General features: G+C 47.7%; 11 protein-coding genes and 2 pseudogenes. 8 read left to right on the top strand and 5 right to left on the bottom strand.

The window, feature by feature from the left end; all coding sequences use genetic code 11:
- Positions 1 to 291: 291 nt before the first annotated feature.
- Complete coding sequence (locus EKN56_RS14960; protein ID WP_130592518.1) at positions 292 to 2,451, top strand: fimbria/pilus outer membrane usher protein; 2,160 nt, start codon at positions 292 to 294, stop codon at positions 2,449 to 2,451.
- Between the two features lie 57 nt (positions 2,452 to 2,508).
- On the opposite strand, the gene EKN56_RS20970 is transcribed toward EKN56_RS14960, so the two are convergent.
- Positions 2,509 to 2,685 (bottom strand): hypothetical protein, encoded by a 177-nt coding sequence (locus EKN56_RS20970; RefSeq protein ID WP_168189664.1) that lies wholly within the window; start codon positions 2,683 to 2,685, stop codon positions 2,509 to 2,511.
- Between the two features lie 449 nt (positions 2,686 to 3,134).
- On the opposite strand from EKN56_RS20970, the gene EKN56_RS14955 reads away from it, so the two are divergent.
- The 6 genes from EKN56_RS14955 (at position 3,135) to EKN56_RS14930 (ending at position 10,231) form a co-directional block, all read left to right on the top strand.
- Entirely contained in the window at positions 3,135 to 4,007 is an 873-nt protein-coding gene (locus EKN56_RS14955) for a phosphorothioated DNA-binding restriction endonuclease (RefSeq protein ID WP_130592517.1), read from the top strand.
- Positions 4,008 to 4,759: 752 nt separating this feature from the next.
- Positions 4,760 to 5,317 carry a fimbrial protein gene (locus tag EKN56_RS14950; protein ID WP_130592516.1) on the top strand — a complete coding sequence of 186 codons (558 nt, stop codon included), beginning with the start codon at positions 4,760 to 4,762 and terminating at the stop codon, positions 5,315 to 5,317.
- 67 nt (positions 5,318 to 5,384) lie between these two features.
- Positions 5,385 to 6,089, top strand: coding sequence for a fimbrial biogenesis chaperone (locus tag EKN56_RS14945; RefSeq protein ID WP_130592515.1), 705 nt, complete (start codon positions 5,385 to 5,387; stop codon positions 6,087 to 6,089).
- Between the two features lie 84 nt (positions 6,090 to 6,173).
- Entirely contained in the window at positions 6,174 to 8,726 is a 2,553-nt protein-coding gene (locus EKN56_RS14940) for a fimbria/pilus outer membrane usher protein (protein ID WP_130592514.1), read from the top strand.
- A gap of 10 nt (positions 8,727 to 8,736) precedes the next feature.
- Positions 8,737 to 9,027, top strand: a complete 291-nt coding sequence (locus tag EKN56_RS14935; protein ID WP_130592513.1) for an IS1 family transposase — start codon at positions 8,737 to 8,739, stop codon at positions 9,025 to 9,027.
- A 10-nt stretch (positions 9,028 to 9,037) separates the two neighbouring features.
- Positions 9,038 to 10,231 carry a fimbrial protein gene (locus EKN56_RS14930; protein ID WP_130592512.1) on the top strand — a complete coding sequence of 398 codons (1,194 nt, stop codon included), beginning with the start codon at positions 9,038 to 9,040 and terminating at the stop codon, positions 10,229 to 10,231.
- A gap of 527 nt (positions 10,232 to 10,758) precedes the next feature.
- Here EKN56_RS14930 and EKN56_RS14925 read toward each other — a convergent pair.
- Together EKN56_RS14925 and dsdX are read right to left on the bottom strand one after the other, a co-directional pair.
- Complete coding sequence (locus tag EKN56_RS14925) at positions 10,759 to 12,090, bottom strand: D-serine ammonia-lyase (protein WP_130592511.1); 1,332 nt, start codon at positions 12,088 to 12,090, stop codon at positions 10,759 to 10,761.
- An 18-nt stretch (positions 12,091 to 12,108) separates the two neighbouring features.
- Positions 12,109 to 13,446 (bottom strand): annotated as a pseudogene (gene dsdX, locus EKN56_RS14920) (D-serine transporter DsdX).
- A 231-nt stretch (positions 13,447 to 13,677) separates the two neighbouring features.
- Between dsdX and dsdC the strand changes: the two are divergent.
- Positions 13,678 to 14,610, top strand: coding sequence for a DNA-binding transcriptional regulator DsdC (gene dsdC / locus EKN56_RS14915; protein ID WP_130592510.1), 933 nt, complete (start codon positions 13,678 to 13,680; stop codon positions 14,608 to 14,610).
- Positions 14,611 to 14,725: 115 nt separating this feature from the next.
- On the opposite strand, the gene EKN56_RS14910 is transcribed toward dsdC, so the two are convergent.
- Together EKN56_RS14910 and EKN56_RS21650 are read right to left on the bottom strand one after the other, a co-directional pair.
- The gene (locus EKN56_RS14910; protein WP_246019841.1) at positions 14,726 to 15,418 is read right to left on the bottom strand and encodes a LysR substrate-binding domain-containing protein; all 693 of its coding nucleotides are present in this window, start codon (positions 15,416 to 15,418) and stop codon (positions 14,726 to 14,728) included.
- A gap of 39 nt (positions 15,419 to 15,457) precedes the next feature.
- A pseudogene (locus EKN56_RS21650) lies at positions 15,458 to 15,637 on the bottom strand (LysR family transcriptional regulator); the annotation flags it as partial.
- Positions 15,638 to 16,080: the final 443 nt, after the last annotated feature.

Genomic DNA, 16,080 nt, shown 5'->3' with positions numbered 1-16,080 from the left:
CCGGCAGAGTATCACCGCGATATCTTTATCCTTACTATCGCCTTTACAACTGGAATATCTAAAAGGGTAATGGTTTTGATTTTACCAAAGCCAATCGGAGGGAGAGGCCGCCGTTGGGGTCGTAGCAGCTTTAGCTGCCGAAGCGCCCCTAGGCGGACTAGGCCCGACGTCCTCAACCGCTGAGTACAAATGGTCTTCCGGCCGGGCACTAAGGTAATAGACACACATTCGCTTTTACGGCCGGAATATCCACAAAAATAAACAAAGCTACCACCACTAGCGGAATGAATCATGGACCGAATCAATTCCATCTTACGTACTGTTTTGCTGGGGCTGGTTTGGGTCGCGCCTGTCTGCTACGCCGAAGCGGATAAAACCTACGTTATTGTTAATGATGCCTATCGGGGACGAGTGCTGTTGGATTTTCAACGCACCGATGAACCCTGCCTGACTGCTCCACTATTGCGTGAATGGGGTGTACATTACGAAACCGTACAGAAGATGGCATTCTCTGCCAATTCTTGCGTAGTGCCCAAAGCGCTGGACCGGCTGAACATCCTGCATTTTTACGATCCTATTGCACAACTCCTGACGCTGGTGATCCCTGACGAGCTATTTTCCAATATGGAAAATGGTGTAGCTACCAGCCGCTGGGATGAAGGTGTAACCGCGATGTTCGTCGATTACCACATCAATTACGCCAGCTATCTTGGTGAAAAGTATCAGGATGCCGATCGCAACAATAGCCTGTATGCGGATATTACTACCGGCCTCAATCTCGGGGCCTGGCGTCTGCGCTATGAACCGGTGTATCAGAAAGACACCTGGGGCAATCCTCAATGGCATACCGAACGAGCGGTAGCATTTCGTAGCCTTCAGGCATGGCGCTCGCTTCTGACCTTGGGTGACAGCTCCACTTCATCGACGCTGTTTGACAGCGTGAAGTATCGCGGCCTGAGCCTAAACTCTGACGACCGTATGCTACCCGATGGATTGCGTACCTTCTCCCCGTGGATTCGGGGCTATGCCCGTAGTAATGCGGAAGTTAAAGTGCGGCAAAATGGCGAAGTGATCTACCAGACGTTTGTTTCTCCCGGTACTTTTATTCTGAAAGATGTTTATCCTCCGGCACACGATGGGGATATCGACATCACCATCAAGGAGAGCGACGGAACCGAAAGCGAGCGAAAGATCCCTTATTCAGCCATGCCAAATCTGGTTCATCCCGGGCAGTGGAAGTACGATTTGATTGTGGGTAAATATCAAAACTATTTTGGTGTAGAACAGCAGGAACCGGGATTCCAACAGGCTTCCGTCAGTTATGGTTTACCGGGCAATACCACATTGTATGGTGGAACCCTTAACTCAGGAATTTATCGCAGTACGGTCATGGGAATGGGCCGAAGTCTGGATAAATGGGGGGCGTTGTCGCTGGATTATAGCTATGCGGTGGCGGACGATCCGCGCATTAAGGGCAAAGATCGCGGCGGCATGGTGCGTATGCGTTACGCCAAAGCATTTCCAGCTCAGGAATCGGCTCTCAGCCTGTTAGCCCAGTACTATCCGAATCAGCACTACCGTACTTTGGGCGAAACGGTAGCACAGCAAAAGACCTACTGGTGGGATTGGGAAGACGGAGCGTACGTTGGTGATTTCGATGACGAAAGAAAATACCGGCTGGAAGCCCGCTATAACCAGTATATTTCTGACTCCAGTAACCTGTATCTGACATTGTCGCGTGAGGCAATGCGCGGCAAAGACAAAGGAGACACCAGCGTAGAGTTGGGCTACAGCAATACCTGGGGAGATGTGGACATCAATCTGTATGCGGAATATACCAACTACAGCTACAGCAAAGCGCAGGCTCAGGTCGGGATCTCATTCTCGGTCTCGCTGGGAGAGATAGGCATGCCGCGCATGAAGCTTAACTACGACCATACTCAGACAAAAAATGGTGCAAACAGCCGACGGGTAGGGGTGAGCGGCACCATGCTGGATGACTACAGCCTGAGCTATAACGCCAGCACCAGCCAGAGTCAGGAGTATGGCAGCAGTCAGGATCTCAGTGCTGATTACCAATATAACGCCGGGGGATTGCGGTTGGGCTACTCGCAGGGTGAAGGCTATCGCCAGAAAACCCTTGAACTGACCGGCAGTGCCATGGTCCATCAGGGGGGCGTCACGCTGGGACAAAGTTTGGGTGAAACCATGGCGATTGTGAATGTACCAGACCGGCCGGGAGTTGGGGTTGATAACCAGTATGGCACCACCACCGACTGGCGTGGTTATGCGGTGGTCACTACCTTAACCCCTTATCGGGTTAACCGACTTTCACTCAATACTTACGACTTGCCGGATGATGATGATTCTCCGCTGATGGAGATTGAAGTGGTTCCTACCGCTGGCGCTATTATGTTTAGCCGCTTTACGCCAGAGCAAAAAGTGAATTGATGATGTCTGATGGAGATAAACGAGGTGTCTCGTTTATCTCCTCAGGTGGCAGTGCTATCAGCTTTCAGCGCGATATATCACATCAAATAAAGCTTCCATTTTTTCGTGCAGAATAAACTGCAACGACTCTTTGATCGACGCCTCATCAATAGTTAATACCGCACTGGCAAGGGCAAGGCACTGTTCCGCCAGTTCCAGCAGATCGTTTGGGGTAGAATCGATCGGATTAACCATGAAGATATCCCCCATTTTTCAGGTAGTTTGCTGAAACAGGGGATCGTTTTTTCGATCCAGATCTGAAATTGGATCTCGGGTGATATATAAAATTGGGGCGAGTTTGGGTATGCTTCAAAACAGCCATGATGTTACTCCTTCTAACGTTGTGGTCAGAGACCCCGTAAGTGTTGCTGCACTGCGGGGTTTCGCTTTTTTAACTACCGGTAAATCTGCGGTAGCAAGGCTACGGTATATTTATACCGCCAACAGGGTCAATGGGAGAATCAGGCTATTGTTCAGGCTGTAGATACATACCGCAAAAATGATGAAAACAAGGGGAGATTTGCAGAAAAAGCCCCAGGCAAAACAACAACAGACTAAAACTCATTTCAAACGTAAGCTGCTTGAATCACATCAGTTTTGCGAGCATTATCGCAATAACTTCAAATTGTTAGCAGGCTGCTTATATGGTCACCAGTAAAACACTGCAAACGGCAATGTCTCATCTTTCCATCTGGCGTAAGGGAGATCAGCGTGCACCGCATAAGCCATTACTGCTGCTGTATGTTTTATCTGAATATCAAAAAGGTCATCAACGGCTATTTAGTTATGGAGAGGAAATACATCCAGCACTGATTGAGCTACTTAAAAGTTTTGGCCCCCAAAGAAGAGAACATTATCCTGCGATGCCATTTTGGCGCTTACGTGGCGACGGGTTTTGGGAGTTGAAAAACGACGATCTCTGTACTCCACAAACAGGCAGTAAAGAGCCTCCAAAGCGAGAGTTGATTGAACACAACGTAATGGGCGGTTTTGATCTGCAAAGTTATCAACTGTTACTCGACAATCCTAAGTTGATCGATAAGTTATGCCAACAGATCCTGAGTGAGCATTTTCCAGATAGTGTTCAGGAGCTGATTGCCAACCGTTTAGACCTGTCCCTTATTGATGTTCGTAAAGCTCGCGATCCTCATTTTCGTCAGAACATACTGCGTGCATACAACTATCAATGTGCGGTATGTGGCTATAACCTGAGGCATGACAGTACGCCCGTTGGATTGGAAGCTGCCCATATTAAATGGAAACAATATGGAGGTCCTTGCACTGTAACTAATGGGTTGGCGTTGTGCTCATTGCATCATTCTGCATTTGATATGGGGGTGATTGGTATTGATGACGGCATGAGGCTATTGGTTTCTGAAGGGGTAAACGGTAGCCAAATGGTTGATCGCCTGTTCTGGGATTTTGCCGGGCATGCGATCTTACTGCCAAAAAGCCCGGAATATTACCCACTGGAACAGTTTGTTGAATGGCATCAAAAGCAGGTGTTTAAAAGCTAATATCAGCAGTTAAAACCGGATAAATTTCACACACCCTCACTATGTTATCTGACAAGGCTCTCAGGCTAATGTCATCTCAAAACAACCTATCCATCATGTTGATTCAGATACTTGTAATGTTTTTGTTAAAATATCTCTGTTAATTTCACAACGCATTGGATTTTGTTTTTATCAATAATTATCTGGTTCAATAAAATTATTTTTTCAAATTTGTTGTTATTTTTCGTCAGATGAGTTGATATTTTGACTATGGTAGTTTTTATTATTTAATAAATAAATGCCCGGTTTTTATAATAGCCTTGTCGATCTTAAAAACTATTTTTTATGCTATGTATCAATATAAATTTTGATAACGTATTCGACCGTAAAATTTAATATAGCAAAAGATCCAAATCTCAAAATTTCCCATTAGTCAATACGGCTAAAAAACCACATCATTTAGAACTAAAATCTAACTTACTTAAATTATGTAGATTTTTAGATCGTTTACAGCATAAATTCGATATGTTAACTTAAAAATAAGAACGGGATCTGAACTGGGGTTTAATTGATTTCATCTGAAACAAAATTATATGTAAATTAAATTTAACACTCATTAAGTATTTTTATTTTCATATAAACGTTATGGCTATCCATATTTCGTTCAGACTCGTTTTTTCTAAAAATGAAACAGGGAGATTCTCTTCCTCCCTTATTTCATCGACTAAAACAGAAGAGAAGAAAAAACACTTTTATCAAAAAATGGAGTTTTTATGAAACTGAAGAACGTATTTTTATCCGCTGCGATTGTTGCTGCATTAGGAACTACAGCTGTACAGGCCGCTTCTAACGGTACCGTGAACTTTACCGGTGAAGTTATCGACCAAACCTGTGATATCACCATTGATGGTAACACCAGCCCGGCGACCGTAGCGCTGGATGCAGTTGATAAAGCGCAGCTGGCCAGCCCGGGTGCAACGGCTAAACGTACCGGTTTTAACATCGGCCTGTCTAACTGTTCCGGTACCGCAACGGTCACCAAAGCGTCCGCGTTCTTTGAAAACGGCGCAACGGTTGACCCAATCAACTACCGTCTGCTGAACACCCTGACCGGTGCTACTGCGGCAACTAACGTTCAGCTGCAACTGCTGGATGCCACTACCGGTACACCAATTCAGGTGGGTAACCCGAGCCAGGCCACTAACTCAACCACTTATGACCTGACTTCTGGTTCAGCCACCCTGCCATATGCCGTTGAGTACTATGCAACAGGTACTGCAACGCCGGGTCTGGTTGCCAGTGCGGTTAACTTCACCATTAACTATTTCTAATCGTTATACGGTGAATTTCCTTCAGGGTGGGGCATATGCCTCGCCCTGCATCAGGGAGGATGAACAAATGAATAACAGAATAATATTCCGTCAATTGACCGCGCTGGCCTTTGCCCTGTCACTAACCGCTCCGGCGTTGGCTGGCGTGGTGATCACTGGAACCCGGGTGGTTTATCCGGCAGGCGAACGTGAAGTGATGGTAAAAATTGATAACAAAGGCGACAAACCGGTACTGATACAAAGCTGGGTAGATGACGGCGATCCGGAAGCCACGCCGGAAACCGCTAAAGCCCCCTTCACCATTACTCCACCGGTTAACCGGGTGAATGCCGGTAAAGGCCAGACCCTCCGCCTGATGTTTACCGGAGAAGAACTGCCAACAGATAAAGAATCGGTGTTCTGGCTCAGCGTGTTGGAAGTGCCACCGCGGGCGAAAGAGCAGAAGAATCAGTTGCAGATGGCGTTCCGCTCACGCATCAAAGTTTTCTATCGCCCGCAGGCACTGCCGGGTGATGCCAATATCGCCGGTGAGTCTGTGACCTGGCGCAAAGTACAGGGCGGGGTGGAAGCCAAAAACCCAACGCCGTATTACGTCTCGCTGGCCAATATCGCCTCGGATAAAGAGGGTAAAAATCTGGTGGGTGAAGGAGGAATGATTGCACCTAATAGCACGCAATTTTTCCCGATGAAAAAAGGTCTGAGCACCATTTATCCGTCCTATATCAACGACTATGGCGGCATTCGACCAACGTTACAGCAGGTAGCTCCCTGACAGTATCAGAGTAACAGCAGAACAATAACGGGGAAGTCATGGCTTCCTGAAGATGAAATGATGTCCTGAGTGAAAGGAATTCACATGTCAGCTTTTAACCGTTCGCTTTCTCCATTGACAGCTGCCGTCTTGCTCGCCCTGTCCGGCTGGGCCGTAGCGGATGACGCCAATGACGAGTTTGAGTTTAACCCCTATTTTATGAGCCTGGATAGCCAGCAGCGTATCGATCTGACCCGCTACAATCAGGATTTAACGCCAGTTGGCACCTATCGGGCTGAACTGATCGTCAACGGTCGACGAATTGGTCGCGATGAAGTGTCGATTAAAGATCGTCTGGTTGATGGTAAAGCCATATCCAAAGTGGATGTCTGTATTAAGCGCAATACCCTGAGCGCGCTGGATATCAACGTCGAAAAGCTCAGTGCCGAAGCACAAACACAAATTAATGATGCTAAACCGGACAGCTGTCTGGCGCTGAATCAACTGCTACCGGAAAACAGCGTGGCGTTTGATGCCAACGATCTGACCCTCAATTTGGATCTGCCGGAAATCTATCTGATCCAGCGTCCGCGGGGCTATGTTAATCCCGAACAATGGGATCAGGGGATCACCGCCGCCACGTTGGGCTATAACCTCAATGCCAGCCGCACCCATTACGGCAATAAAGATTATGACAACCTGTATGGCAACCTGAACGCCGGTTTTAACCTGAAAGGCTGGTACTTTCGCCATAACGGTATTTACACCAAACCCAATGACAGCAGCGGCGATTACAACAATATCAATACCTTTGTGCAGCGGGATATTGCTGCGATACAGGGCCGCCTGTTAGTCGGTGATGCTAATACCAAAGGGGAGCTGTTCGACACCCTGTCATTTCGCGGTGCACAAATTGCCAACGAAGAGCAGATGCTGCCAAACGCCCTGCGCGGCTATGCCCCAGTGGTGCGCGGCAGTGCCCGTACTGCGGCGAAAGTAGTGATCCGCCAGTCCGGCGATATCATTTATGAGAAAAATGTGGCGCCGGGACCGTTTGAAATTACCGACCTGTATCCTACCGGTTACGGCGGTAATCTGGATGTCACTATTGAAGAGGCCGACGGCAGCTCACAGAACTTCCAGATGCCTTACGCCTCCACCAGTAATCTGCTGCGTCCGGGCACCCATCACTACAGCCTGACCTACGGTAAATTGCGTTCCAGCTGGCTGAAAAGCGAACCGGTGTTGCTGGAAGGTACCTATCGTCGCGGTATCAATAATAGCCTGACCCTGTACGGCGGCGTGCAGGGTAATGAAGACTATCAGGCGATACAGGGCGGGACTTCTATTGGTACGCCCATTGGTGCTTTCTCCTTTGATGTTACCCATGCCAAAACCAAGCTGGGCGAAGCCTGGGGAGTAGATCAGGGCTCGATGTCCGGCCAGAGCTATCAGCTGAAATACAGCCAGAATATTGAATCTACCGGCAGTAATTTGTCGGTGGCGGCCTATCGCTTCTCCACCGATGGCTATATGGATTTCACCACCGGCATGTCCACCCGGGAGGTGATGAGTAATGGTTACAACAAAGACTGGATCCGTCGGGCGAAGAATCGCCTGTCGGTGAGTGCCGCACAAACGCTGCCGGAGGATTACGGCCAGTTCTATATCAGCGCCTGGCAGCAGGCGTACTGGAATGACGATCGTACCGATCGCCAGTATCAGTTTGGCTATAACAATCGTTTCAAAAGTATCAGCTATGGTCTGAATATGACCCGCAGTCAGGATGGTTATGGCAAAGCGCAAAACACCTACATGCTGAACATTATGGTGCCGCTGGATAACCTGTTTGGTTTTAACCAGATGGGGATCACCGTTAACCGTGGGCCGGATAGCACCATGAATGAACAGGTGTTTGTTAACGGCACCGCCGGGGAAGATCGTCAATATAACTACAACATTAATGCCGGTATGACCCGCGATGGTCGTGAAGACAGCCGCAGCACCAGTCTGGTGGTGAATGGCTCTGCGCGCACCCCTTATACAACGGTTAATGCGCTGGCGGGGGCCGGTAAAGGTTATGAAACTTATTCTGCCGGTTTAAGCGGTGCCATGGTGGCCCACAGCGGTGGCCTGACCCTGACCCCATACAGCGGCGATACCTATGCGCTAGTCGAAGCCAAAGGGGCCAAAGGGGCGAAAATGGTCAGCTATCCGGGGATTAAGGTGGACAGCTTCGGCTATGCGGTCGTGCCTTATCTGACCGCTTACCAGATGAATGATGTGGAGATCAGTCCAAAAGGCCTTTCCAACAACGTTGAGCTCAACCTGACCCGTCAGAAAGTGGCGCCGTACAGCGGTGCTGTGGTGAAAGTGAGTTATGACACCACGGTGGGTTATCCGGCACTGATCAATGCGCCAATGGCCAATGGTAAAGCACTGCCTTTTGGTGCCGATGTGTATGACGAACAGGATCGGCATATTGGTGTGGTAGGGCAGGGTGGTCGTCTGTTTGCCCGGGTGCCGGCAATGGAAGGGAAATTAAAAGTGATATGGGGCGATGCGGTGGATCAGCAGTGCTCCCTGAGTTATCTGATGCCGAAGGAGGCGAATCCGGAGCAGGATAACGTAATTAAATTTAACTCAGTCTGTCAGTAAGGAGGACGTGATGATACGCCTAAATCCAGAGTGCCCTCATTGCCATCGTAAAGAGGGGATCAGAAAGCACGGAACCAGCAGAACCCGATTACAGCGCTATATGTGTATTGACTGCGGTAAGACGTTCCAGACCCGCTATTACTACCGGGCAAACTACCACAATATCAATAGCCAAATCAGCGATCTGGTCAGTAAGGGCTGGACACCGCAGAAGATAGGCACGCATCTGAAGATCAGCGTTAACACGGTAAACCGTCGGTTGAAAGACCTGTTAATTCATAATGACTCGCTAGCGGACTGAGGGACGAGTAATGAGGGAACCAATAGTGAAAGTGCTATGTGGCAAAAGGAAGATGGGGCTGGCAGGTAAGTTGATATTGGGGTTACTGGCGCTGGTGGCTGTAGAGGCAAAGGCGGCAACCTGCGCTCCTTACGATCCGGCTTACTACCGGGATCTTTCTGTTCCAGTGGTGGGACCGGGTATTGCCAGCGTTGGGGAAGAGGTGGCCGTTGGATCGATCATCTATTATGGCTCATACCAGATCGAATATATGAATATGGGATGGTGGTGTCATTGGGCTTTTGGGGAGGCGCCTGTCACCATAGAAGCCTTTACAAAAGTTAATGTGATTTCCCAGCCATCTGGTGCTCCGGTGCTGATGGGGAATAAAACCGTCTTTCCAACCAATATTCCGGGAATTGGCATGGCTGTTCAGATGAGCACGGGTATTATGACCAGTTGGCAATATCCGGTGGATTGGATTCATACTCCCTATGTGAGTACTTCACCGACAGGGGCAGGGATGTCGCATTCGCCTCTGGGTCATTTCAACGTTCAATTAATCAAAACCGGACCCATTTCAACTTCCGGAACTCAACAGGTACTGGCGTCATCATTTCCCGTTTTTGAGGCATCACAGGGAACGACGGCTCCCTCCTTTTTTAGTCAGAAATTCTGGACCGTGCGTTTTAACGGCGCGATTAATATTGTAACTAAAACCTGTCAGGTTGAAGATGTGGATGTAGATTTAGGTTCGCATCAGTTATCTGATTTCCCTACCAGATACAGTACTTCTGAGTGGAAAGATTTTAATATTACCCTGAAGAACTGCCCGCCTTTTCATGGGTATATGACAGGTACCGGCAGATATATTTATGACGAAAAAACCGGTCAAACAACCTCATCGGGCTCTCCGATAACAGCCAATAAATTGAATTTTTCATTTACCAGCGTTCACGGTAATTACAATACTTATGCTGCCAATACTGAAACCGGACCGGGTACGGCAGAAGGATTTGCCATTCAGATGGCAACTCAGGACAGCAGCAATGCAAATATTAACCTGACTTCAAACGTTCCCCATACTTCATTGGGTATTACGCTGACGACTAATGATGGGGCTAATTATGTGATCCCATTGAAGGCTCGATATTATCGGTATGGTGCTACGGCGAAGGCCGGGAAGGCGAATGGGGCGGTGACGTATACGGTGAATTATTATTAGGATATTTCTTGGTTTTTAGAGGGATTTAGTTTTTTAGTTCTGGGTTAGTTTCGTCCGCAAATAGTACAGTGTTTTACTTGGCTGTCGTGCGGCGGCCGAGCAGGGGGCGTTGGGGCGAACGTCCCCTGCACCCCCGCGCCTTCGCACACGAATTCAGGTCGCTGCGCGACTTCCTTCCTCCTTCGTTCGGGCTTACGCACCGGCATGGATTCGTTCCAGACGAAGCCATGCCTCGCCAAACTTCCATGTTTGGCGTGCTACCCTCTCTCAGTCGTCAGCTGAATTCCAGTGCTCCTGAAGGTCAAAGGATTAAGGTCAAGGGATTAAGGTCAAGGGATTAAGGGCTGGTCCGATCCGATACGCATTGACGCCAGATACCGATGGTCTTCCAGCCGAACACGAAGGTGATATAAGCAATATCATTTTTACGGCCGGAACAGGAACTGTTGCTGATTAATCTGGTTTATCCGCAGTCAAAAAAAGACGCCATTTGGCGTCTTTTTTATCTTACAACGCTAACTTACCGCTTATATCCTGGCTGTCGCCAGATATTTTGCCATTTCGACTTCCGGTACCATGCCGCCGCCGGTTGCCCATACCAGATGGGTGGCATTACGCATTTTTTCAGCGGTCAGTTGTTTACTTTCCAGATAGGCTTTATCGGCGGTGACGCGGGACGGGCCCGGCATACCTGCCAGTGCGGAAGGTTCCAGTTGAATGCCTTCGTCGCGATTCATTAAGCCTAACAGATCGTACATTTCCTGATCGCTTAAGGTGTAATAACCATCCAGCAGGCGTTCCATTGCCCGGCCAACAAAACCGGAGGCTCTGCCTACTGCCAGACCGTCGGCGGCAGTGACGTTATCAATACCGAGGTCCTGTACTGAAATGCCATCGTGCAAACCGGTATGTACGCCTAACAGCATACAAGGGGAGTGAGTTGGTTCGGCAAAAATACAGTGGACGTTATCGCCGAACGCCAGTTTCAGACCGAAGGCTACGCCGCCGGGACCGCCGCCCACGCCGCAAGGTAGATAGACAAATAACGGATGGTTTTCATCGACTACCACATTCATCTGCTCAAACTGGGCTTTTAATCGACCTCCTGCCACAGAATAACCAAGGAACAGAGTTTGAGAGTTTTCATCATCAATAAAGAAGCAGTTAGGATCGGATTCCGCTTCTTTACGGCCTTGTTCTACCGCAACACCATAGTCCTGTTCGTATTCCACCACGTTCACACCGTGGGAACGCAGTTTCTGTTTTTTCCACTCGCGGGCATCGGCAGACATATGGACGCTGACGCTAAAGCCCAGTTTGGCGCTCATGATGCCGATAGACATACCGAGATTACCCGTTGAACCAACCGCAATGCTGTACTGGCTGAAGAATTGTTTAAACTCTTCGGAGAACAGTTTGCTGTAGTCGTCGCTCTCTTGCAGTAATCCTGCCTGCATTGCCAGCTTCTCGGCGTGGGTCAGCACTTCATAAATACCACCACGTGCTTTAATCGAGCCGGAAATCGGTAAATGACTGTCTTTTTTCAACAACATTTTTCCTGTGACCTCAACGCCATAGCGCTGATTCAGGGTTTTCTGCATGTCAGGGATAGCCACGACGTCTGATTCAATAATTCCGTTAGTCACCTGAGTTTCCGGGAAGGCTTTGCACAAATAAGGGGCAAAACGCTTCAGTCGGGCTTCGGCTTGTTGTACGTCGCGGGTATTCAGCCCTACGTATGGCAGACCTTCTTTCAGCGTGGTGGCACGCGGGTTAAACCAGCTCACTTCTTCCAGATCAATCAGGCGTTTAACCAGAGGGAAGTCGTTGATTAATTGTTGAATCTCTGTGCTTTTCATAATGTATCTCTTTTTCAATTAAACCACGTAAGAAAGGAGGAATGTGCCAGCCAGGGCAATCAGCGAGGCGATAAAGGTCGCTGTGGTGTAATACTTGAAGGTTTCGTTCAGGGTTGCTCCGCAGTACTGTTTCACCAACCAGAACAGAGAATCGGTAACAATGGTACAACCGATAGCACCCGAACCGATAGCCAACGTGATGATTTCAGGGCTGATATCCGGATACATTGGCAGTAATGGCGAAACAATCGCCGTTGCGCCCATCATGGCGACGGTGGCGGAACCTACCGCAGCGTGCAGGATGATGGCGACCAGCTAGGCCAGCAGAATTGGATGCATATCCAAATTCGACAGAATAATGGCCAGCGTATCGCTCAGGCCGCTTCCTTTCAAAATACCGTTAAATGCACCGCCGGCACCGATGATCAGCAGGATGTTAGCAATAGAGCCAAAGCATTCCTCGGTTTTGACCAGCAGGGTGCTCATACCCATGTTGCGTTTAATGCCCAGAATGTAATAGGCCACAAACGCCGCAATAAACATGGCGGTAATGGGGTTACCGACAAACTCCAGCACGGTATATAGCGTGGTGCCTTTGGTCATGTTCAGTTCTGCGGCGGTTTTGATTAACATCAGTGCGATAGGCAGCAGAACGGTAAATAACGTCGCGCCCAGCGATGGTAAATCTTCTTCTTTACGCACTTCGATATCGGAAAACTCAGCCGGAACCGGTTTAAATGACAGACGGTTACCGAGAAACTTCAGGAACAGCGGGCCGCCGATTAGCGAAGCGAACAGGCCAACAATCAGACCGTACACAATCACCGAACCAATATCGGCACCCAGTTTATTGGTAACGTACAGCGCTGCCGGATGAGGAGGAACAATACAGTGAACCGCCATCAGTGCGGTACACAGAGGAATAGCCAGTTTTAATAAAGAAGTATTGGTTTTTTTAGCAATGGAGAATGCCAGAGGAATAAGTAATACCACACCGACTTCCACAAACAGCGTGATACCACAAACCAGACCCACCAGCACCATGATGACATCCGGTGAGAGCCAGCGGCACCGTTGCAGGGTGATACCAATGCGTTCTGCCGCACCGGATATCTCCATCATCTTACCCAAAATGGTTCCCAGACCAATGACTGCTGCCAGAAAGCCCAGTGTGCCGCCAATACCGCCCTCAATGGCGTTAACCATTTCCAGCGGGTTCATTCCCATCAGCGCACCGACATAGAAACTTGCCAATAACAGCGCCAGGAACGGGTGAATCTTCAATTTAACAATGGTAAAAACAATCAAAATGATACTTGTCAGTAAAGTACTGATAACCCAGAGATGTGAGTCCATATCCGACCTCGTTTTATAATAATAAATCCCGTTTGTATTGGATAAGAACCGGCGTTTCCTGACAAACGATAAAAACGACGTCTTAGATGAGTCAGATTGAATCAAATGAGTGATATTTATCAAAAAACCATCACGGTTTGCGCTTTGAATCACATAAATTCATGCTAAAAGCCTGTCAGGACATGCTCTTCGGTATACTTATTAAACGCTTTACCATCAGGTTTGAGACTTATGTATACCGAAGACAGCTACCTTGCCAGAAATCGACTGCTGAACAGTTATCAGTTATCAAAACTTCACACGTTTGAGGCAGCAGCACGTCACAGCTCTTTTGCCATGGCGGCGGATGAACTCAGCCTCAGCCCCAGCGCCGTTAGCCATCGGATTAATGGGCTGGAGGAGGAGCTGGGCATTAAGCTGTTTCAGCGTTTTCACCGTAAGATTGAGCTGACGCCAGAAGGGCAGCGGGTTTATTGGGCGCTGAAGTCATCGCTGGAGTATCTGAATCAGGAAATTCTGGAGATTAAAAATCAGGAGCTGTCGGGTAATCTGACGGTTTATTCCCGTCCCTCCATTGCTCAGTGCTGGCTGGTGCCTAAGCTGGCGGATTTTGGCCGCCAGTATCCTTCCATCAGCCTGAATATTCTTACCGGTAATGAGAATGTGAATTTTCGTGGTTATGGTATCGATCTGGCGATCTATTTTGATGATATAACGCCGGAAAAACTGGCCTGTCAGCATCTGATGGATGAGTCGATGGTGCCGGTATGTAGTCCGGAATATGCCCGACAGCATCAGTTGCAGGGAAATATCCATAATCTGAAGCACTGCACGTTGCTGCACGACCGGCAGGCATGGAGTTATGATTCAGATACCGATGAATGGAGTTCCTGGGCTGAGCACTTTAACCTCACATTAGACGCCGATCGCCACAGTATGGGATTCGATCGTTCCGATTTAGCGATTATCGCGGCAATTAACCATGCAGGGGTGGCAATGGGCAGGAAGAAGCTGGTGAATAAGCGGCTGGCCAATAACGAATTGGTAACGCCGTTTCCTGAGATGGAAGTGATGTGTGAACAGCGCTATTACATTGCAACCTTGCCGGAGCGTCGGGATCCGAAAATTGATGCGTTTATTGGCTGGTTAAAGGCGGTGGTGTGAGGGCATAATTTTGTGTTTTAAGGCAAGTTTGTTCACCGATCCTGTTTGTCTCACTATGCTCTCACAGTATAGCTCCTACAGAAGCCGACGGGCTAATATAGCCGAAGATCTTCCTCTAAAGTGATGAAGGAGGATCGACCATATTTTTTATAAAATCAATGGTTTCTTTTACCTGTGGAGATAACGCTTTATCTGCTACCCATGCCGCTCCCACTTCCAGATCGGGGATCTGCTCGCTAATATCACGCCGAATAATACGATTGCCTTCCAGTGACCAGGGTCTGTAGGAAAAATCGGACAGAATCGAGACGCCTAACCCGAGTGCAATCATGCTTCGAACCGCCTCAATGGATTTGGTTTGCAGTTTTATATTTGGGGTAAGCTGGTATTGTCCCCAAAACATATCGGCCGTTGCGACATGCCCTTCCATATCCAACAGCAGGTAGTCTTGTTCTGTGATATCGGCTAAAGATATTATCTCTTTTTTCTGAAGTGGATGGTGAGGTGAGAGCCAAAGCTTTCGTTTAGAATGCAATAATGGTGTGACTCGGATAGCGGAAGACAGCTTATAGTTCGATGTTAGCATCAGGGCGAAGTCGATGGTTTCTGCCAGCAGTGCTTTCTCCAACCCCTGCTGGTTGTTTTCAAACAAAATCATCGACAGTGCCGGAAAACGTTGGTCCATTGCCTGAAGAACATTGGGCATTAGATAAGCCGCGATGGTATCGGTGATACCGATACGTATTTCCCCGGCTAACGCCTGAGGTTGTTGATTGGCAGAATTGAGGGCGGTTTGAACTGAGTCCATAATTTGCCTGGCGTGTTCTAAGAACGATCGCCCAAAATCAGTGAGCCGGACCCCTTTGGCATGGCGGGTATACAGCTTTGTCCCAAGTATCTTCTCCAGATTTTGGAGTGAGATAGTCATTGAGGATTGTGAAATGTTACACCGCTGCGCCGCGCTTGATATCTTGCCGGTCTCCGCAACAGCGATAAAAAATTCAAGTTGCCTTAATGAGAATGACATTGATAGAACCAATAATGTGTAATGGATAATTTATATTAGCATTACTGGTAAGAGATAAGTACCATTTCAAGTCGGATTTTAATACGTTGTTTTTCATGTAATGATGAATGCATAATGGTATTATTCAATTCCAATTTTTTTTGTGGTGAGAATAATTAAAATTTAATTTATTTTTTATTGTTATATTTTGCTAACCATCTATTTTATGGGTTTTTATTCTGTAAAGTATTTAATTTACATCCTTGATAAATACAATGCTATATAATGACATATATATCATATCAAAGTACCTTACTTTCTTACTATGTTTTTTGTTGGGGGTTATAATTTTAACTACATGTATTTACTATAAATTTTATTGATAATAAAGGTATTGCTATTATTAATATTATTTTATAATTAATTATTTTCTACTAAAAATAACATATTAATTTTAATTCACT

Origin of the sequence: Limnobaculum zhutongyuii (assembly GCF_004295645.1) — a bacterium.
In the GTDB taxonomy this organism is placed as follows: Bacteria; Pseudomonadota; Gammaproteobacteria; order Enterobacterales; family Enterobacteriaceae; genus Limnobaculum; species Limnobaculum zhutongyuii.
This window is presented reverse-complemented; position numbering and strand designations above follow the sequence as displayed.

Excerpts from the sequence above, each read along its gene's own strand:
- EKN56_RS14910 (WP_246019841.1), bottom strand. The coding sequence starts at position 15,418 with ATGGACTCAGTTCAAACCGCCCTCAATTCTGCCAATCAACAACCTCAG.
- dsdC (WP_130592510.1), top strand. The coding sequence starts at position 13,678 with ATGTATACCGAAGACAGCTACCTTGCCAGAAATCGACTGCTGAACAGT.
- EKN56_RS14960 (WP_130592518.1), top strand. The coding sequence starts at position 292 with ATGGACCGAATCAATTCCATCTTACGTACTGTTTTGCTGGGGCTGGTT.
- EKN56_RS14945 (WP_130592515.1), top strand. The coding sequence starts at position 5,385 with ATGAATAACAGAATAATATTCCGTCAATTGACCGCGCTGGCCTTTGCC.
- EKN56_RS20970 (WP_168189664.1), bottom strand. The coding sequence starts at position 2,685 with ATGGTTAATCCGATCGATTCTACCCCAAACGATCTGCTGGAACTGGCG.
- EKN56_RS14940 (WP_130592514.1), top strand. The coding sequence starts at position 6,174 with ATGTCAGCTTTTAACCGTTCGCTTTCTCCATTGACAGCTGCCGTCTTG.
- EKN56_RS14955 (WP_130592517.1), top strand. The coding sequence starts at position 3,135 with ATGGTCACCAGTAAAACACTGCAAACGGCAATGTCTCATCTTTCCATC.
- EKN56_RS14950 (WP_130592516.1), top strand. The coding sequence starts at position 4,760 with ATGAAACTGAAGAACGTATTTTTATCCGCTGCGATTGTTGCTGCATTA.
- EKN56_RS14935 (WP_130592513.1), top strand. The coding sequence starts at position 8,737 with ATGATACGCCTAAATCCAGAGTGCCCTCATTGCCATCGTAAAGAGGGG.
- EKN56_RS14925 (WP_130592511.1), bottom strand. The coding sequence starts at position 12,090 with ATGAAAAGCACAGAGATTCAACAATTAATCAACGACTTCCCTCTGGTT.
- EKN56_RS14930 (WP_130592512.1), top strand. The coding sequence starts at position 9,038 with ATGAGGGAACCAATAGTGAAAGTGCTATGTGGCAAAAGGAAGATGGGG.